This is a genomic window from Rheinheimera sp. (assembly GCF_037442345.1).
GTDB lineage: Bacteria > Pseudomonadota > Gammaproteobacteria > Enterobacterales > Alteromonadaceae > Pararheinheimera.
On sequence record NZ_JBBIQL010000020.1, the window covers coordinates 1 to 18,783 of the forward strand.

General features: G+C 51.8%; 17 protein-coding genes. All 17 read left to right on the forward strand.

All coding sequences use genetic code 11. The features are described from left to right. On the forward strand, positions 1-325 hold a 325-nt coding region (gene rpsB / locus WKJ04_RS13050; protein ID WP_337880809.1), incomplete at its 5' end, for a 30S ribosomal protein S2. Positions 326-430: 105 nt separating this feature from the next. After that, positions 431-1,303 (forward strand): translation elongation factor Ts, encoded by an 873-nt coding sequence (gene tsf / locus WKJ04_RS13055; RefSeq protein WP_337840668.1) that lies wholly within the window; start codon positions 431-433, stop codon positions 1,301-1,303. Positions 1,304-1,461: 158 nt separating this feature from the next. Then, entirely contained in the window at positions 1,462-2,199 is a 738-nt protein-coding gene (pyrH, locus tag WKJ04_RS13060; RefSeq protein WP_337840667.1) for a UMP kinase, read from the forward strand. Positions 2,200-2,244: 45 nt separating this feature from the next. Next, a complete protein-coding gene (gene frr / locus WKJ04_RS13065) occupies positions 2,245-2,802 on the forward strand; it encodes a ribosome recycling factor (protein WP_337840666.1) in 558 nt (185 codons plus the stop codon). A gap of 85 nt (positions 2,803-2,887) precedes the next feature. Further along, on the forward strand, positions 2,888-3,655 hold the full coding sequence (gene uppS / locus WKJ04_RS13070) for a polyprenyl diphosphate synthase (protein WP_337880810.1): 768 nt from the start codon (positions 2,888-2,890) through the stop codon (positions 3,653-3,655). 5 nt (positions 3,656-3,660) lie between these two features. Beyond that, positions 3,661-4,524 carry a phosphatidate cytidylyltransferase gene (locus WKJ04_RS13075; RefSeq protein ID WP_337880811.1) on the forward strand — a complete coding sequence of 288 codons (864 nt, stop codon included), beginning with the start codon at positions 3,661-3,663 and terminating at the stop codon, positions 4,522-4,524. Beyond that, positions 4,524-5,717, forward strand: coding sequence for a 1-deoxy-D-xylulose-5-phosphate reductoisomerase (ispC, locus tag WKJ04_RS13080; RefSeq protein WP_337880812.1), 1,194 nt, complete (start codon positions 4,524-4,526; stop codon positions 5,715-5,717). The genes WKJ04_RS13075 and ispC overlap by 1 nt, the downstream gene beginning before the upstream one ends. Next, a complete protein-coding gene (gene rseP, locus WKJ04_RS13085) occupies positions 5,717-7,069 on the forward strand; it encodes a sigma E protease regulator RseP (RefSeq protein WP_337840662.1) in 1,353 nt (450 codons plus the stop codon). Before ispC ends, rseP begins: the two co-directional genes overlap by 1 nt. Before the next feature lie 28 nt (positions 7,070-7,097). Next, entirely contained in the window at positions 7,098-9,587 is a 2,490-nt protein-coding gene (gene bamA / locus WKJ04_RS13090; RefSeq protein WP_337880813.1) for an outer membrane protein assembly factor BamA, read from the forward strand. Between the two features lie 25 nt (positions 9,588-9,612). Beyond that, positions 9,613-10,131 carry an OmpH family outer membrane protein gene (locus tag WKJ04_RS13095; protein WP_337840660.1) on the forward strand — a complete coding sequence of 173 codons (519 nt, stop codon included), beginning with the start codon at positions 9,613-9,615 and terminating at the stop codon, positions 10,129-10,131. Beyond that, positions 10,131-11,177, forward strand: a complete 1,047-nt coding sequence (gene lpxD, locus WKJ04_RS13100; RefSeq protein ID WP_337880814.1) for a UDP-3-O-(3-hydroxymyristoyl)glucosamine N-acyltransferase — start codon at positions 10,131-10,133, stop codon at positions 11,175-11,177. Before WKJ04_RS13095 ends, lpxD begins: the two co-directional genes overlap by 1 nt. Positions 11,178-11,195: 18 nt before the next feature. Then, positions 11,196-11,648 (forward strand): 3-hydroxyacyl-ACP dehydratase FabZ, encoded by a 453-nt coding sequence (gene fabZ / locus WKJ04_RS13105; protein ID WP_337880815.1) that lies wholly within the window; start codon positions 11,196-11,198, stop codon positions 11,646-11,648. A gap of 1 nt (position 11,649) precedes the next feature. Beyond that, positions 11,650-12,420, forward strand: coding sequence for an acyl-ACP--UDP-N-acetylglucosamine O-acyltransferase (lpxA, locus tag WKJ04_RS13110; protein WP_337840657.1), 771 nt, complete (start codon positions 11,650-11,652; stop codon positions 12,418-12,420). 129 nt (positions 12,421-12,549) lie between these two features. Further along, entirely contained in the window at positions 12,550-13,722 is a 1,173-nt protein-coding gene (gene lpxB, locus WKJ04_RS13115) for a lipid-A-disaccharide synthase (RefSeq protein WP_337880816.1), read from the forward strand. Next, positions 13,719-14,324, forward strand: a complete 606-nt coding sequence (gene rnhB / locus WKJ04_RS13120) for a ribonuclease HII (protein ID WP_337880817.1) — start codon at positions 13,719-13,721, stop codon at positions 14,322-14,324. Before lpxB ends, rnhB begins: the two co-directional genes overlap by 4 nt. Further along, positions 14,317-17,787, forward strand: a complete 3,471-nt coding sequence (gene dnaE / locus WKJ04_RS13125; protein WP_337880818.1) for a DNA polymerase III subunit alpha — start codon at positions 14,317-14,319, stop codon at positions 17,785-17,787. Before rnhB ends, dnaE begins: the two co-directional genes overlap by 8 nt. Positions 17,788-17,801: 14 nt before the next feature. Further along, a complete protein-coding gene (gene accA, locus WKJ04_RS13130; RefSeq protein ID WP_337840653.1) occupies positions 17,802-18,758 on the forward strand; it encodes an acetyl-CoA carboxylase carboxyl transferase subunit alpha in 957 nt (318 codons plus the stop codon). Positions 18,759-18,783: the final 25 nt, after the last annotated feature.

Here is an 18,783-nt window from a genome sequence, read left to right on the forward strand (position 1 = left end):
AGACCGTACCCGTGAGATGGACAAGCTGGAAAAGAGCTTAGGCGGTATCAAAGATATGGGCGGTTTGCCTGACGTTCTGTTCGTGATCGACGCTGACCACGAGCACATCGCCATCAAAGAAGCCAACAACCTGGGTATCCCTGTCGTTGCTGTAGTTGATACCAACTCAGATCCAAAAGGCGTTGATTTTGTAATCCCTGGTAACGATGACGCGATCCGCGCTATCCAGTTATACCTGGGTGCTGTCAACCAGGCCGTCGCTGAAGGTCGCAGCAAAAACATCGAAGTTCAGGCTGAAGCCGAAACTTTCGTCGCTGCTGAATAATTGCAGTGAATTGCCGCCTTTGTCATAAAGGCGGCATCTGGCATTTATATGCTCACGGGGGCGCAAGCCCCTGTTTGTTTATCCCAAATTTTGCGAGGAATTCCCATGGCCGTATCAGCTGCCTTAGTAAAAGAATTACGCGAGCGCACCGCCGCTGGCATGATGGATTGTAAAAAAGCATTGGAAGAAACCGCTGGTGATATCGAAGCGGCCATCGAACTGATGCGTAAAAATGGTCAGGCTAAAGCTGCCAAGAAAGCTGGCCGTATTGCTGCTGAAGGTGTGGTACTGACCCGCGTTGGTAACGGCTTCGGTATTGCTATCGAATTCAACTGTGAAACTGACTTCGTTGCCCGTGACGCCAGCTTCCTGGCGTTCGCTAATGCAGTGTCAGATCTGGCTCACGCCAACAAACTGCTGACTGTAGACGCCATCAACGCTGCTTCTTTAGGCGAAGCTACTGTGGAAGAAACCCGCGCTACTCTGGTCGCTAAAATCGGTGAGAACATCAACATCCGTCGTATCAACCTGGTTGAAGGCGCCGTGATCGGTTCTTACATCCACTCAGGCCGTATCGGTGTTCTGACTGTACTGGAAGGCGGTAACGAAGAGATCGCCAAAGACGTGGCTATGCACGTTGCTGCGAACAACCCGTCTTACCTGACGCCAGAAGACGTGCCAGCTGAAGTTGTTGCCAAAGAGCAGGAAATTCAGATTGAAATCGCGATCAACAGCGGCAAGCCAAAAGAAATCGCTGAGAAGATGGTTGCTGGTCGTATGACCAAGTTCACCGGCGAAGTCTCTCTGACCGGTCAGCCGTTCGTGAAAGATCCAGCCATCACTACGGGTGAATTCCTGAAGCAAAATGGCGCGAAAGCGACCAGCTTCATCCGTATGGAAGTGGGTGAAGGTATCGAGAAGCAGGAAACTGACTTCGCTGCCGAAGTAGCGGCTCAGATCGCTGCTGCCAAGAAGTAATTGCTGCTTTAGCAATACTTCGAAACCAGCTAGAATAACCGCGACCGCGCCAAGCGCCGTCGCGGTTTTCTTTTATCCAAAGATAGAAAAGCCAGGCCCTCACTGCCTGCGCTGAAAACCGACACCGGATATCTAACAACAGAGAAGAAGAGGACTCCATGAGCAATCCAAAACCAGCCTATAGAAGAATACTGTTAAAGCTGAGCGGCGAAGCCCTGATGGGGGAAGAAGGCTTTGGTATCGACCCCAAAGTGCTGGACCGGATGGCCACAGAAATTAAAGAACTGGTGGAGTTGGGTGTTCAGGTGGCCATTGTGATCGGTGGTGGTAATATTTTCCGTGGTGAAGGCCTGGCTAAAGCTGGCATGAACCGGGTGGTGGGCGACCATATGGGTATGCTGGCCACTGTGATGAACGGTCTGGCGATGCGTGATGCGCTGCACCGTGCTTTTGTCAACGCCCGCCTGATGTCAGCTATTCCTCTGAATGGCGTCTGTGATGACTACAACTGGGCCGAAGCCATCAGCCTGCTGAAATCCGGCCGGGTGGTGATTTTCTCTGCCGGTACCGGCAACCCGTTTTTTACCACAGACTCTGCGGCTTGTTTACGTGGTATCGAAATTGAAGCCGACGCCGTATTAAAAGCGACCAAGGTCAATGGTGTGTATTCGGCTGATCCGGTGAAAGACCCTGCCGCCACTATGTACAGCAAGCTGACTTATACAGAAGTTCTGGAAAAAGAGCTGAAAGTGATGGATTTAGCTGCTTTTACGCTGGCGCGTGACCATAACCTGCAAATTCGGGTCTTCAATATGAACACTCCGGGCGCACTGAAACGTGTGGTACTGGGTGAAGAAGAAGGCACAGTGATCGACCACGCCGAAAAATTACAGTAAACTGACCGCCATTTTTTGGTGAAGCAGAATTAAGGAATAGCCAAAGTGATTAACGATATTCTCCAAGACAGCAAAACCCGGATGGAAAAAAGCGTGGACGCGCTGAAGAATCAACTTTCCAAAATTCGCACCGGTCGTGCTCACCCAAGCTTGCTGGATGGCATCCAGGTGTCTTATTACGGTGCTGATACCCCACTGCGCCAGTGCGCCAACGTCTCAGTGGAAGACGCCCGTACCCTGATGATTACCGTCTTTGATAAAAGCCTGATCCAGGCGGTAGAAAAAGCCATTCTGATGTCTGATTTAGGCCTGAACCCGGTGAGTGCTGGCACCACCATGCGTATTCCTCTGCCGCCGCTGACTGAAGAGCGTCGCAAAGATCTGGTGAAAGTGGTACGTGGTGAAGCGGAAGGCGCCCGTGTTGCTGTACGTAATATCCGCCGTGATGCCAATGCAGATTTAAAAGCGCTGTTAAAAGACAAAGAAATCAGTGAAGATGATGAGCGTCGTGCATCAGACGAGATCCAGAAAATTACCGACCTGTGGGTAAAAAAGGTCGATGAAGTTCTGGCTGCAAAAGAAAAAGAACTGATGGAAGTTTAATTGGTCATAGACCAATTGGTGAAATAAGCGCCGTGGGAGCAACACTTCGCGGCGTTTTTTATTGCGGTTATAAGGTCAGTATTCAATGACAGAGGTGCAACAGGCATTAGAACATGCCTTGCCACAACATGTTGCCATTATTATGGACGGCAACGGACGCTGGGCAGAGCGGCAGGGTAAACCGCGGGTCTGGGGTCATAAAAAAGGGGTGGACGCGGTGCGGCGGGCAGTCAGCTTTTGCCGTAAACTGGGCATCCGCTCTTTGACCTTATTTGCCTTCAGCAGCGAAAACTGGCGTCGTCCGGAAGATGAAGTGTCGGGTTTAATGCAGCTGTTTTTACTGGTTCTGCAGCAGGAAGCCAAAAGCCTGCACAAAAACAATGTCCGGTTGAACATTATTGGTGACTTGTCACCATTTAGCGAAAAATTACAACAACATATTAAAGAAGCGCAACAGCTTACCGCCGGCAATACCGCCTTAACCCTGAATGTGGCTGCCAACTATGGCGGGCGCTGGGATATGGTAAATGCGGCTCAGCAGCTGGCCCGTCAGGTCGCCGAAGGGCAATTGAACCCGGAGCAAATCACTGAGCAGCAGTTGGGACAATTCGTTCAGATGGCTGACCAGCCAGAGTTGGACTTGTTGATCCGCACTGGCGGTGACATCCGCATCAGCAATTTTTTGCTGTGGCAGGCCGCTTATGCGGAGCTCTGGTTCACTGACACTTTGTGGCCGGATTTTGATGAGCAGGTGTTTTCTGAGGCGTTAGCAGCCTTTGCCTGCCGGGAACGGCGTTTTGGCTGCACCGGTGCCCAGATCCGTGAGCTGGCTATGCGCTCGATACAAGGATAACAACTTTGTTTAAGCAACGAGTGATCACTGCCCTGGTGCTGGCGCCTCTGGCGCTTTGTGCCGTATTCTTTTTACCCCTGCCTTATTTTGCCATCTTTATTTCTGCCGCCTTTCTGATTGGTGCCTGGGAATGGAGCCTGTTTTGTGGTTACCGCAAGCTGAGCAGCCAGTTGCTGTATTGCAGCCTGATTGCTCTGAGTATGCTGGGGCTTTATCTGGCCTTACCTGCAACCCCCTATTGGCCTGTGCAGATGGACAATCTGAGCTCGCTGATGTTGGGCCTTGGGGTGCTCTGGTGGCTGGTCGCAGTGTTATTGGTGCTGAGTTTTCCAAAAAGCAGTACCAGTTGGAGCCAGGGCCATCTTCGGCGTGCGCTGATGGGCTGGTTTACGCTGGTGCCTGCCTGGACTGCGGTGTTGCTGGTACGTTCAGTGAATTATTATCAGGACAGCTACACAGGTGCCTGGCTGATTTTTCTGTTGCTCGGCATTGTCTGGGCGGCTGATATAGGCGGCTACCTGGTCGGTAAGCCTTTTGGCAAACACAAATTATTACCCGCCGTCAGTCCGGGTAAAACCCTGGAAGGTATGGCCGGTGGTTTTGCCATGGTGCTGTTGCTGGTCACTGGCGTGGCTGCCTACCTTGGCTGGCCGGAACAAACCCTGACCTGGTATCTGGCGGCGCTGTTACTGACGCTGCTTTCCGTGTTTGGTGACTTGTCGGAAAGTATGTTTAAACGGGTCGCAGGTTTAAAAGACAGCGGCAGTATCTTTCCGGGCCATGGCGGCATTCTCGACCGGATTGACAGCCTGACGGCCACTGCGCCGCTTTATGCTTTATTGCTGGCACTGCTCGGAGGTTTTGCCTGATGCGCACGGTGCTGATCTTAGGCGCAACAGGCTCAATAGGTTGCAACACCCTGGATGTGCTGGCGGCTTACCCTGAGCAGTACAGAGTCTTTGGCCTGACAGCTGCCCAAAACTGGCCAAAGCTGTTTGAACAAATCCGCCAGTTTCAGCCTGTTTATGCTGTGATGACGGACGTCAATGCAGCCACTCTGCTGAAACAGGCGGTGTCGGATGCAGGCCTTTCGACTGAAGTACTGAGTGGGACTGCGGCTTTGTCAGAACTGGCTGCTCACCCGCAAGTTGACATTGTGATGGCCGCTATTGTTGGTGCGGCCGGCTTATTGCCGACCTTAGCGGCGGTGGAGCAGGGTAAAACTGTATTGCTGGCCAACAAAGAAGCGCTGGTGATGACGGGTGAGCTGTTTATCCAGAAAGTAAAACAACATGGCGCTACCTTGTTGCCTGTCGACAGCGAACACAATGCGATATTCCAGTGTTTACCGGCCGCCCTGCAGCAAGATACGGCCAATCAGCGACTGGCAGATTATGGCATCAGCAAACTGCTGTTGACGGGAAGTGGCGGTCCTTTTTTGCATAAGGATTTGGCTGAATTTGACAGCATTACCCCGGCTCAGGCGGTGGCGCACCCGAACTGGGTCATGGGACAGAAGATTTCAGTCGACAGCGCCACCATGATGAATAAGGGGCTGGAGTTTATTGAGGCCCGCTGGTTGTTTAACTGTCAACCTGATGATATTCAGGTGGTGATCCACCCGCAGAGCATTATTCACTCTATGGTGCAATACAGCGACGGCTCTGTGCTGGCACAGTTGGGGCAACCTGATATGCGTACCCCTATCGCGCATGCGCTGGCCTTTCCTCAGCGCATCAGCACTCAGGTCAAAGCGTTGGATTTTTTTGCTTTGACTGAATTTAGTTTCGCTAAACCCTGTGACCAACGTTACCCTTGTCTGTATTTAGCCAAACAGGCCTGTGCGGCAGGTCAGGGCGCGACCACAGCACTGAATGCTGCCAATGAAATCAGTGTGGCGGCCTTTCTGGCCGGGCAAATCCGCTTTACCGATATAGCCCGCTTTAATGCGCTGGCACTGGACCACTTTGCTGCGGTCAAAGCCTGCAGCCTGGAGCATATTTTGCAGCTGGACGGCGAAGCCCGTGCTTTTGTGCGCCAAAAGATTAAAGAGAACCCCTGATGTCTGATTTGTTGTGGAACTTGCTGAGTTTTGTGGTGGCTATTGGCCTCCTGGTGACAGTGCATGAATTTGGCCACTTCTGGGTTGCCCGTAAGAATGGTGTACTGGTCAAACGTTTCTCCATAGGTTTTGGTAAAGCCCTGTACAGCTGGCGTGACCGCCAGGGCACCGAATATGTGATTGCGGCTATTCCTTTGGGGGGGTATGTGCGGATGCTGGATGAACGCACTGACCCGGTGTTACCCCAGTTTCAGGATTTAACCTATAACAGCAAAACGGTCTGGCAGCGTATGGCCATTATTGCGGCTGGCCCGCTGGCGAATTTCCTGTTTGCCATTGCCTTGCTGTGGTTGATGTACCTGATAGGTGTACCCAATATCCGCCCTGTGATTGGTCAGGTGGCACCGGACTCCGTGGCCGCCGCAGCCGCTGTTCCGGCTAAATCGCAAATTCTTGCTGTCAATGGCGAAACCGCGGAAGACTGGCGTGCTGTCAGCTTGTTGCTGGTTGAGGCCGTTGGAAAACGCAGTGCTGAACTGACTGTGCGAACCGAACAAGGCGAGCAGAAAAGTGTGCAACTGGATTTAACCCACTGGCAGTTTGACCCGGACAAACAAAGTGTATTTGGCAGCTTGGGTATTGAACCATTAAGGCCTGAAGTGCTGACTAAAATCAGTCAGCTGGAGCCTGGCTCTGCTGCGCAGCTGGCAGGTATGCAAGTGGGCGATACTGTTCTGGCCATTAACGGTCAAGCAGTTGCCAGTTGGCAGGCTCTGGTGCAGCAGGTACAGAATAACCCGGATAAATTACTTCAATTTACCCTGGAGCGGGATGGCGAACATCTGACCCTGGATGTGACCCCACAAAGCCGGGAAACGGCCGATGGTTTTCATCAGGGGTATTTAGGCGTCAGCCCTACAGTGCTGCCGTGGCCAGAGCATATGCAGTTCACGCAGCAGTATGGCCCGTTGGAGGCGGTCTGGGTAGGGATGGAGAAAACCTGGCAACTGATCCGACTGACCATTTCGATGCTCGGCAAATTCATTTTTGGCGACATTTCTGTGAAGCATTTAAGTGGCCCCATTTCCATAGCACAAGGGGCGGGCAGCAGCGCCGATATTGGTTTTATTGCGTTTTTATCTTTTCTGGCGCTGATTAGCGTGAACCTTGGGGTGATAAATTTACTGCCCCTGCCTATTTTGGATGGCGGTCATTTAATGTATCTTGTGCTGGAACTTATACGGGGTAAACCTGTCTCTGAGAAAGCGCAGGAACTGGGTTTCCGGATTGGAAGCCTGTTACTGCTGACGTTAATGGGAATTGCGCTGCTCAACGATATTTCTCGTTTGTAAATAACTAATCAAAAAGTAGTCCTAAACAATGACAATTAAACGATTAGTAGCTGCGATGTTACTTGCTGGCTTAAGTAACTCGGTGCTCGCTGAACAATCATTTACCGTGCAAGACATTCAGGTGGAAGGTTTGCAACGGGTCGCTTTAGGGGCGGCACTGAATAATTTGCCGTTTAACATTGGTGACACTGTCACCGAAGCGACGTTATCCCGTAGTATCAAGACCTTGTATGCCGCAGGTCATTTTGATGATATTCAGGTTTACCGCAACGGCAATACGGTGATTTACCGGCTGAAAGAGCGTCCAACCATCAATAACATTGAATTTGATGGCAACAAAGACATCAAAGAAGAGCAACTGACCGAAAGCCTGACCGGGCAGAAAATTGTGGTCGGTGAACCGCTCGACAAAACCATTATCAAAGAAGTTGAAAACGGTCTGACCGAGTTCTATCACGGCGTGGGTAAATACAACGCGACAGTGAAAATGAACGTCACTTACCTGCCTCGCAACAGGGTGAACCTGAAGATTGAGTTTGAAGAAGGTGATGCGGCTTCAGTTCGTCAGATCAACATCGTCGGTAATGAAGTGTTCAGTGACGAAGAGTTACTGAACAATATCGAGTCGATGTACGACTTGCCCTGGTGGCGTTTCCTGTCGTCTGACCGGTACCAGAAACAAACGCTGCAAGGCGACTTTGAGAAGATCCGCAGTTATTACCTTGACCGCGGTTACCTGCGCTTTAACATTGATGCCAATCAGGTGTCGGTTAGCACAGACAAAACCTCTGTGTACGTAACACTGAATGTCACTGAAGGTGAAAAGTACACCATTACCGGTGTCGATTTTGTCGGTGATTTAATAGGCCAGGACGACTTCATCAAAGCCCTGGTGCCATTAAAAGCTGGACAACTGTACAACGGTGCTTTGGTCACTTACACCGAAGAAAGCATCGCCAAGCTGCTGGCCCGTTTTGGGTATGCCAATTCCAAAGTCCGCACTATTCCGACGATCAACGACGATACCAAAGAAGTGGCGTTGACCATCAGTGTTGACCCGGGTAAACGGGTCTATGTCCGTCGTATCAACGTGGCGGGTAACGTCACCACCAAAGACGAAGTGCTGCGCCGTGAAATGCGACAGATGGAAGGTGCCTGGTTGTCCAACGATGCCCTGGAGCTGTCAAAAGAGCGTATCCAGCGTCTGCCTTATATTGAAAAAGTTGAGTTTGAAACCACACCACTGGCTGGCGTGGACGATAACGTCGATGTGAAATACACCATCAAAGAACAGCCTGCCGGTAGTTTTAATGCCGGTATTGCCTACGGCGATTTCCAGGGTTTGTCGTTCCAGATTGGCGTCGAACAACAGAACTTCTTTGGTACAGGTAACTCGGCTGGTATTAACCTGAGTACCAACAGATACAACAAGCAGGTCAGTCTGTCGGTGACAGACCCATACTTTACCCTGGATGGTGTCAGTTTGGGTGGCCAGGTGTTCTACTCAGACACCGACTACACCAGTCTGTCGTCGAACCTGGAAGCCTATAAACAGAAGCGTTACGGCTTTGGTGCCAGTATTGGTTACCCAATCAACGAGTACAACCGGCTGAATTTCGGTACCAACTATGCCGTGAACGAAATTAACTCACTGACAGAAGTGGATCAGTACCGTCATTTCCGTGCTGTGTTGCTGGATAAAACCGATCCGGATGGTGGCTTTAAATTTACCAACTATGAGCTGATCGCGTCCTGGGTGCAAAGCACGCTGAACCGTGGTTTATTCCCGACAGCAGGTCATGAAATGGTATTAACAGGCCGCGTGACTACACCGAATTCGGACCTGCAATACTACAAAACCACCTTCGAAGCCCGCAAATACATTCCGCTCAGCAATGACCACCGCTGGTCTTTCCTGAGTAAGCTGGAACTGGGGTATGGCAATGGTTATGGTGACAAAGACGGTTACGACTATACGCTGCCATTTACCGATAACTTCTATGCCGGCGGACAGAACCTGCGAGGTTTTGAAGCCCGTATTATCGGCCCTCATGCAATTTATCGTGTGGTGAATTCTGTACCTGGCTTGCCTAGTCTGGGCGGCAGCGGTTCTGGGTTACCGACAGATCCGTCGCAAGACAGTTATTATGTGTCGACCCGCTCTATGGGCGGTAACGCCATGGCGATTGCGACGCTGGAACTGATCACACCAACTCCTTTTGTTGGTGAGGAATACGTCAACCAGATCCGCACCAGTCTGTTTGTGGATGCCGGTAACGTCTGGGATACCGAGTTCGATATGAACCGTTACATCGGTTTAAGTCGTTACGCCACTTCAACTTATACACCAGAGCTGCTGGATTACTCAGATCCTGGTTTAATTCGGGCTACGGCTGGTGTATCTTTACAGTGGATTTCACCAATGGGCCCGCTGACCTTCAGTCTGGCGAAAATCATTAAAAAGTACGACGGTGACGATCAAGAAAACTTTAGTTTCAATATTGGTACAACATTCTAAAAATTTTGAAGGGAAAAGAAACAAGATGTTCAAGCAAAACGTTGCCAAAACTGCAGTAGTGTTGCTGGCTGGTTTGATGATGGCCGGCACAGCGGCGGCGAAAGAAATGAAAATTGGTGTTGTAGATGTTCAGTCTATCCTGTCTGGTTTACCTCAGACCACCACCATCCAGAACACACTGAAAGCGGAATTTGAAGGCCGTATCGCTGACGTTCAGAAACTGGAAAAAGACATTGCCTTTAATCAGGAAAAGCTGAAACGTGATGGCGCCACCATGAATGACCAGCAGAAGAAAACTCTGCAGGCTGAAATGGAAAAGCAAATGAAGAACTACGAGCAACTGGCTCGCCCTCTGGACGAAGATTACCGTCGTCGTCAGGGCGAAGAGCGTAACAAGCTGATGGGTCTGGTGAAAAATGCCATTGATGGCATTGCCGCCAAAGATGGTTACGACCTGATTTTAAGCTCTCAGGCTGCTGTTCATGTGAAACCTGAATTCGACATCTCTAAAGCGGTGATCGACCAGGTGAGCAAAGCAAAATAATGACAGCTTTTACCCTGGCTGAACTGGCTGAGCGCCTGGGCGCTCAGCTGAATGGGGATGCAACGGCACTGATAAGTGCCGTTGGCACATTAGAAGAAGCCACTTCTGGGCAAGTCAGTTTTTTATCCAACAGCAAGTACCGCAAGTTTCTGCAGGCAACGACAGCTGGAGCTGTGTTGATCAAAGAAGAGGATCTCGAATTCTGCCCGGTGAATGCCTTAGTGGTCAAAGACCCTTATGTGGCTTTTGCCCGTATTGCGCAGTGGCTGGATTCAACCCCGGCTGCGGCTTATGGCCGCGCTGCCAGCATTCAAATTGACCCAACCGCCACCGTCCCTGATTCAGTGCAGCTTGGTGCCAATGTGGTGATTGCGGCTGGTGCCGTGATTGGTGAGGATGTGCAGATAGGCGCAGGTTGCTTTATCGGCGAAGGTGCGGTGATTGGCGCTGGCTGTAAAATCTGGCCCAATGTCACGCTCTATCACCGGGTTCAACTGGGGAAAAACTGCCTGGTGCACAGTGGCGCTGTGATAGGCGCTGATGGCTTTGGTTTTGCCAATGAACGTGGCCGCTGGGTTAAAATACCGCAAACCGGCACTGTGGTGATTGGTGATGACTGTGAAATTGGTGCCAATACCACTATTGACCGTGGTGCTCTGGAAAACACCCTCATTGGCAATAATGTGATCCTGGATAATCAGGTGCAGATTGCCCATAACGTGCAGATTGGGGACCATACCGCTATTGCAGGCTGTACTGTGGTGGCCGGTAGCACTAAAATAGGGCGTTACTGCATTATCGGCGGGGCCTGTGCTATTAATGGTCACATGGACATCTGTGATGGGGTTCAAATCACCGGCATGTCGATGATTATTAAGTCCATTACTGAAAAAGGTATCTATTCCTCAGGCACACCGGCCAGCAGCAATCTGGAGTGGCGGAAAAACAGCGTACGTTTTCGCCAACTGGATCAGATGTATCAGAAGCTGCGGGAACTGGAACAACAGGTACAACGTCTGAGTTCAGCTCCGCCTCAGGACGAATAACTACACAAGAGGTTCATTTTGGCTAACCAACTTAACAGCCTGGAAATCCAGGAGATCATGGCTTTACTGCCGCACCGTTATCCTTTTTTGCTGATTGACCGGGTGCTGGATTACACACCGGGTGAATCCTTAACGGCTGTCAAAAACGTCACCATCAATGAGCCTGTTTTTACCGGGCACTTCCCTGGCATGCCTATTTTCCCTGGCGTACTGATTCTGGAAGCTCTGGCGCAAGCTACAGGTATTCTGGGTTTTAAAACTGTCAGTGAAAGAGCAGAAAACGAACTGTATTTATTTGCTGCTATTGACGAAGCCCGCTTTAAAAAGCCGGTGACGCCGGGTGACCAGATGATTCTGGAAGTGAAGTTTTTAAAAGAACGCCGCAATTTATGGAAGTTTTATGGTGAGGCCAAAGTGGACGGTCAGGTTGTTTGTACTGCAGAACTGATGTGTGCCCGAAGAGAGCTTTAATATGATCCATCCAACCGCTGTGATTGATGCTTCTGCCCGTATAGGAAACAACGTCAGAATCGGGCCTTTTTGTCTGATTGGGGCCAATGTCGAGATTGGCGATGACACTGTGCTGGAATCCCATGTGGTCATCAAAGGGCCAAGCAAAATTGGCAAAGCCAACCATTTTTACCAGTTCAGCAGCATTGGTGAAGACTGCCAGGACAAGAAGTACAAAGGTGAACCAACAGAGCTGGTCATAGGCGATAACAACGTGTTCCGCGAAAACTGCACAGTGCACAGAGGCACAGTACAGGATCAGGGCGTAACCCGTATTGGTTCGAACAACCTGTTTATGAATAACACTCACGTGGCGCACGACTGTGTGATTGGTGATCATGTCATTTTCGCCAGCGGTGCCCAGGCTGCGGGCCATGTGCATGTTGGCGACTGGGTGATTTTAGGTGGCATGAGCGGTATCCATCAGTTTTGTCATATTGGGGCGCACAGCTTTATTGGCGGTGGTTCCATCGTGGTGAAAGATGTTCCGCCTTATCTGATGGCGCACGGCTCCCACGCGGTGCCGGCTGGCCTCAATGTTGAAGGACTGAAACGCCGGGGGTTCAGTGCAGATGCCATTCTGGAAGTACGCCGGGCTTATAAAGAGGTGTACCGCAAAGGTTTAACAGTTCAGGAAGCCTTGGATGCCCTGGCAGACAAAGCAGCAGAATTTGCTGAAGTGAAGTTATTCACGGATTTTATTGCCAGTTCCAGCCGCGGTATTATCCGCTAGTTTGCACTGCGCAGAAAAGCCGGACTTGCTCCGGCTTTTTAATCTCTGGCGCCAGCACAGCGCATCAGGGTAGGATAGTTTTCATCAGGATCAGAACAGGCAGCCAATACTGCTTTCTCAGACAAACGCATGACAGAACAGATTTCTTTTCCACCAACAGCGCCGCGCCGTATTGCTCTGGTTGCCGGCGAACACTCAGGCGATATTCTCGGAGCCGATTTAATCCGTGCTTTAAAACAACAGTATCCGGATGCTGAATTTTTTGGCATCGGCGGCCCCCGGATGAAAGCTCAGGGGTTTACGGCCTGGTTTGATATGGAAGAGCTGGCAGTGATGGGGCTGGTCGAGGTGCTGGGTCGTTTACCTCGTTTATTGCAGGTCCGTAAACAGCTACTGCAGCGGCTGATGGCAGCAAAGCCGGATGTGTTTATTGGCATTGATGCGCCGGATTTTAATATTCCGGTAGAGCTGAAGCTGAAAGAAGCCGGATTGAAAACTGTGCATTACGTCAGCCCGTCGGTCTGGGCCTGGCGGCAAAAACGCATTTTTAAAATTGCCAAAGCCACCGATCTGGTGCTGGCGCTGCTGCCTTTTGAAAAGGCCTTTTATGACCAGCATCAGGTGCCTTGTGCTTTTGTTGGCCATACTCTGGCTGACCAAATGCCGGTGGATCCGGATAAAGCTGCGGCTAAAACCGAACTGGGTTTGTCTTCGGCACAGCCGGTGCTGGCTTTAATGCCGGGCAGCCGCGGCAATGAAATTAAACTGCTGGCGGCGGACTTTCTGCGGGCGGCTGCCAAACTGAAGCAGCAACAGCCTGCGTTACAGCTGATCTGTAATATGGTGACTGAACAAAAAGCTGAACTCTTTAAGTCCATCAAAGCACAGGTCGCGCCAGAGCTTGACGTACAGCTGGAAATTGGCAAAGCCCGCGGGGTGCTGACCGCTGCCGATGCGGTCTTTATTGCTTCAGGAACAGCAACCCTGGAGGCCATGCTGGCAAAAACAGCCATGGTCGTTGGTTATAAGCTGAACTGGCTGACTCACCAGATAGCGAAACGCCTGGTGAAACTCAAATTTTTCAGTTTGCCAAATTTGCTTTCAGACCAAGCCCTGGTACCCGAATTACTTCAGGAACAGGTCACAGTGCAAAACCTGGTAGAGGCAATGCAACCCTGGCTGAACCCAGAACAGAGGCAGCCCCTGTTATCGGCATTTACTGCCTTGCATCACCGTATTCGTTGTGACGCCAGTGCCCAGGCGGCCAATGCCATCGCCACTGTGCTGGAGCGCAAACCATGACGGCGCTGTACCAACGACCGGCCGTCAGTCTGATTGCGGGGGTCGATGAAGTGGGTCGTGGCCCTTTGGTGGGGGCTGTGGTCACTGCTGCAGTGATCCTGGACCCGAACCAGCCCATTGCCGGTTTAACCGACTCAAAGAAGCTCAGTGAAAAAAAACGCCTGCTGCTGGTCGATGAAATTAAAGCCAAGGCGTTGTGCTGGAGCCTGGGCCGCGCTGAAGTCGATGAAATTGACAGCCTGAATATTCTGCATGCCACCATGCTGGCGATGCGCCGGGCTGTTGAAGGATTATCCGTTCAGCCTGAATGGGTGCTGGTGGATGGTAACCGCATACCGCAGGGCTTAGTGATGCCCGCCAGTGCTGTGGTGAAAGGTGATGCGCTGGTGCCTGAAATCAGCGCCGCTTCTATTTTGGCGAAAGTGGCACGGGATACGGAAATGACCCTGCTGGCGGAGCGCTACCCGCATTATGGGTTTGCCGGTCACAAAGGTTATCCAACGGCCGAACATTTGGCGGCCATTCGTCAGCATGGAGTGATCAGTGAACACAGACGCAGTTTCAAACCGGTAAGAGACGTGCTGGAGGCCATGCATGGCTGAACCGGCTTTTATTCATTTAAGGGTGCACAGCGACTTTTCGATGGTCGACGGCATCAAAAAGATCAAACCTATAGTGGGCGCTGCGAAAAAGCTGGGTATGCCAGCGCTGGCGCTGACCGATCAGATGAATATGTGTGGTCTGGTGCGTTTTTACAGCACCGCCCATGAGGCCGGGATCAAACCTCTGGTAGGGGCCGATTTTTGGGTGCAACACCCGCTGTTTCCGAATGAAGCCTGCCGTTTACTGGTGCTTGCCGCCAACAACGAAGGCTACGCCAACCTGACACTGTTGTTGTCTGACGCCTATTTGCGCGGCCATGTGCAGGGGAAACCACAAATTGACCACGACTGGCTGGAAAAATACAGCGCAGGTTTGATCCTGCTGTCGGGTGGCAAAGAGGGCCCGCTGGGCAAGGCCTTACTTAAGGGCAATGCGCAGTCGGCTGAGACGCTGGTGCAGTTTTACCGGCAGCATTTTCCGAACCGCTTTTTCCTTGAGCTGATCCGCACCGGCCGTGCCGATGAAGAAACTTATATTCAGATGGCGGTGGAGCTGGCGGAGCGTGAGCAACTGCCGGTGGTCGCCACCAACGAAGTGGTGATGCTGAGCCCGGATGACTTTCCTGCCCACGAAATCCGGGTGGCTATTCATGATGGCTACACGCTGGAAGATTCGCGTCGGCCAAAAAATTACAGTGAGCAGCAGTATTTACGTTCCGCTGAAGAAATGCAGCAGCTGTTCGCCGACATCCCGGAAGCACTGCAAAACTCGGTAGAAATTGCCAAACGCTGTAACGTCACCATCCGGCTTGGCGAATACTTCCTGCCGGCTTTTCCGACCGGCGGTATGTCCGACGCCGACTTTTTGGTAATGAAATCACGGGAAGGCCTGGAAAATCGGTTAGTTCAGCTGTTTCCGGACCCTGCGGTGCGAGCTGAGCGGCGTGGTGAATACGATGAGCGTCTGCAGGTTGAACTGGACGTGATTAACCAGATGGGCTTCCCCGGTTACTTCCTGGTCGTGATGGAGTTTATCCAGTGGAGTAAAGACAACGACATTCCGGTGGGGCCTGGCCGGGGCTCGGGCGCCGGCTCCCTGGTCGCTTATGCGCTGAAAATTACCGACCTGGACCCGCTGGAATTTGATCTGCTGTTCGAACGTTTCCTGAACCCTGAGCGGGTGTCGATGCCCGATTTTGACGTCGACTTCTGTATGGACAGACGTGACGAAGTGATAGAGCATGTGGCCGACATGTATGGCCGCGAAGCCGTATCACAAATTATTACTTTCGGTACTATGGCGGCCAAAGCGGTGATCCGCGATGTGGGCCGGGTGCTGGGCCATCCTTACGGCTTTGTTGATCGTATTTCCAAGCTGGTGCCACCAACACCGGGCATGACACTGGAGCAGGCCTTTATCGAAGAGCCGCGCCTGCCTGAGCTGTATGAGTCGGACAGCGAGGTGAAAGACCTGATTGATATGGCGCGTCAGCTCGAAGGGGTCACCCGCAACGCCGGTAAACATGCCGGTGGTGTGGTGATAGCGCCGACTAAAATCACTGATTTTGCACCTCTGTATTGTGACGACGAAGGCAAAAACCCCGTTACCCAGTTTGATAAAAACGATGTGGAATATGCGGGTCTGGTCAAGTTCGACTTCCTGGGTCTGCGCACCCTGACTATTTTGCAATGGGCCGTCAATATGGCCAATGAGCGGCTGAGCCGTGAAGGCAAGCCGCTGGTGGATATCAACACCATTCCACTGGACGACAAAAAAAGTTACAGCGTGCTGATGAAGGCCGATACCACGGCGGTGTTCCAGCTGGAATCCCGTGGTATGAAAGACCTGATCCGTCGTCTGCAGCCAGACTGCTTCGAGGATATGATTGCATTGGTGGCCTTGTTCCGGCCAGGCCCGCTGCAGTCAGGCATGGTGGACAACTTTATCGACCGTAAACGTGGCCGTGAAGAAATCTCCTACCCGGATGCCACCTGGCAGCATGAGTCCTTAAAAGCCACGCTGGAACCCACCTACGGCATTATTCTGTATCAGGAGCAGGTGATGCAGATTGCCCAGGTGTTGTCGGGCTATTCCCTGGGCGGCGCTGATTTGCTGCGCCGGGCTATGGGGAAAAAGAAACCCGAAGAGATGGCCAAGCAGCGAGACACCTTCCGCGATGGGGCGGTCAAAAATGGTGTGGACGCCGAGCTCGCGATGAAAATCTTCGATCTGGTAGAGAAATTTGCCGGTTACGGGTTTAACAAATCACACTCCGCTGCTTATGCTCTGGTGTCTTACCAGACGCTGTGGATGAAGGCGCATTACCCGGCGGAATTTATGGCGGCGGTGATGTCCGCCGATATGGACAACACCGATAAAATCGTCACTCTGGTCGATGAATGTGAGCGCATGCAGCTCAAACTGATCCCGCCCGACGTGAACTCTGGTCTGTACAAATTTACCGTCAACGAACAGGGACATATCGTCTATGGGATCGGTGCCATCAAAGGTGTGGGTGAGGGACCGGTCGAGGCGATACTGGAAGCGCGGCAGCAGCATGGAAAATTTGTTGACCTGTTCGATTTCTGTAACAAAGTTGATTTAAAACGCTTAAACCGGCGTGTCATTGAAAAGCTGATTCTATCCGGCGCTATGGATAAGTTAGGCCCACACAGAGCGGCGATGATGGCGACTCTGGAAGAGGCCATGCGGGGGGCTGAGCAGCAGGCCAAAGCTGAAGCGGTCGGCCAGACCGATTTATTTGGCCTGATGGCGCCAGAGCCAGAGAATTCAGCGGCTGCCTTTAAGCAGGTACCGGTCTGGCCGGATGAAGTCTGGCTGGAAGGCGAGCGGGAAACCCTGGGCCTGTATTTAACCGGTCACCCCATTAACCGTTATCTGGCTGAACTGCCGCATTATGCGTCGGGCCGGCTGGTGGACATGCAACCGACCCGGCGTGACCAGACAGTGCATGCGGCAGGTCTGGTGCTGTCAGTGCGTACCATGATCAATAAAAAGGGCCGGCGCTGGGCCATTGTGACGCTGGATGACAAATCGGCGCGTTTAGATGTACGCTTTTTCCCCGAACCTTTTGAAACTTATGAGCATCTGCTGCAAAAAGACAAAATATTGGTGGTGTCGGGACAGGTCAGCTTTGATGATTTCAGTGGCGGCCTTACAATGACCGGCCGCGAAGTGACGGACATTATAGCTGCCAGGGAAAAGTGCTTAAAATCCCTGACCTTAACTGTGAAAAGCCAGCAAATGCAGGGTGATTATTTAGCGCACTTGCAGCAGGCGATGACCGAATTTAAACAAGGGACAGTGCCGGTTCGATTGCGTTACCAGCGCGACGAAGGCGAAGTGATGCTGGCACTGGGAACCGAATGGTGGGTGACCCCCACAGACGCTTTGTTGCATCAATTAAAGCAATTAGCAACAATACAACTGGATTTTAACTAAGGTAGTAACAGTCGATGATGCTGAATTATTTAGAGTTTGAGCAACCGATTGCGGAACTTGAAGCCAAAATAGAAGAATTGCGCAAGGTCAGCCGCAACGGTGAATACGATATAGGCCTGGAAGAAGAGGTCACCAAACTCAAAGAGAAAAGTCTGACTCTGACCAAAAAGATCTTCTCTGAGCTGGGCCCATGGCAGGTGGCGCAGTTGGCCCGTCATCCATTGCGTCCTTACACGCTGGACTACATCAAGCATATTTTTACGGACTTTGACGAGTTTGCCGGTGACCGCACTTTTGCCAATGACCCGGCCATCGTCTGCGGCACCGCCCGTTTGGGGGACCGCACTGTGATGGTGATTGGCCACCAGAAAGGCCGTGATACCGCAGAAAAAATCAAACGTAACTTCGGGATGCCGAAACCTGAAGGCTACCGCAAAGCACTGCGCATGATGGAAATGGCCGAACGGTTTAAATTGCCCATCGTTACTTTTATTGACACCCCCGGTGCTTACCCAGGGGTAGGTGCAGAAGAACGCGGTCAGAGTGAAGCTATTGCCCGTAACCTGAAAGTGATGGCTGGCCTGAAAGTGCCGGTGATCTGTACCGTGATAGGTGAAGGTGGTTCGGGTGGAGCCTTGGCCATTGGTGTGGGTGATCAGGTGAATATGCTGCAATACAGCACCTATTCGGTGATCTCCCCTGAAGGCTGTGCGTCTATTTTGTGGAAAAGTGCCGAAAAAGCCCCGTTAGCCGCAGACGCGATGGGCATTACGGCGCCACGTTTAAAAGAGCTGAACCTGATTGACGATATTATCAGCGAACCTTTGGGCGGCGCGCACCGTGCGCATGACCAGATGGCTCAGAGTCTGAAACAGGCGTTAATCCGCGACTTAAACCGGCTGGAAAAACTCAGCCTTGAAGAGTTGCTCGACAAACGCTATAAACGCCTGATGTCGTTTGGTTATTGCTGACAAGCTAAGGAAAAACCGCCGCCAG

Bases quoted from the DNA above. Each gene is read 5' to 3' on its own strand.
- rnhB (WP_337880817.1), top strand. From the start codon at position 13,719: ATGACGGCGCTGTACCAACGACCGGCCGTCAGTCTGATTGCGGGGGTC.
- lpxA (WP_337840657.1), top strand. From the start codon at position 11,650: ATGATCCATCCAACCGCTGTGATTGATGCTTCTGCCCGTATAGGAAAC.
- pyrH (WP_337840667.1), top strand. From the start codon at position 1,462: ATGAGCAATCCAAAACCAGCCTATAGAAGAATACTGTTAAAGCTGAGC.
- rseP (WP_337840662.1), top strand. From the start codon at position 5,717: ATGTCTGATTTGTTGTGGAACTTGCTGAGTTTTGTGGTGGCTATTGGC.
- tsf (WP_337840668.1), top strand. From the start codon at position 431: ATGGCCGTATCAGCTGCCTTAGTAAAAGAATTACGCGAGCGCACCGCC.
- dnaE (WP_337880818.1), top strand. From the start codon at position 14,317: ATGGCTGAACCGGCTTTTATTCATTTAAGGGTGCACAGCGACTTTTCG.
- WKJ04_RS13095 (WP_337840660.1), top strand. From the start codon at position 9,613: ATGTTCAAGCAAAACGTTGCCAAAACTGCAGTAGTGTTGCTGGCTGGT.
- lpxD (WP_337880814.1), top strand. From the start codon at position 10,131: ATGACAGCTTTTACCCTGGCTGAACTGGCTGAGCGCCTGGGCGCTCAG.
- uppS (WP_337880810.1), top strand. From the start codon at position 2,888: ATGACAGAGGTGCAACAGGCATTAGAACATGCCTTGCCACAACATGTT.
- accA (WP_337840653.1), top strand. From the start codon at position 17,802: ATGATGCTGAATTATTTAGAGTTTGAGCAACCGATTGCGGAACTTGAA.
- lpxB (WP_337880816.1), top strand. From the start codon at position 12,550: ATGACAGAACAGATTTCTTTTCCACCAACAGCGCCGCGCCGTATTGCT.
- bamA (WP_337880813.1), top strand. From the start codon at position 7,098: ATGACAATTAAACGATTAGTAGCTGCGATGTTACTTGCTGGCTTAAGT.
- ispC (WP_337880812.1), top strand. From the start codon at position 4,524: ATGCGCACGGTGCTGATCTTAGGCGCAACAGGCTCAATAGGTTGCAAC.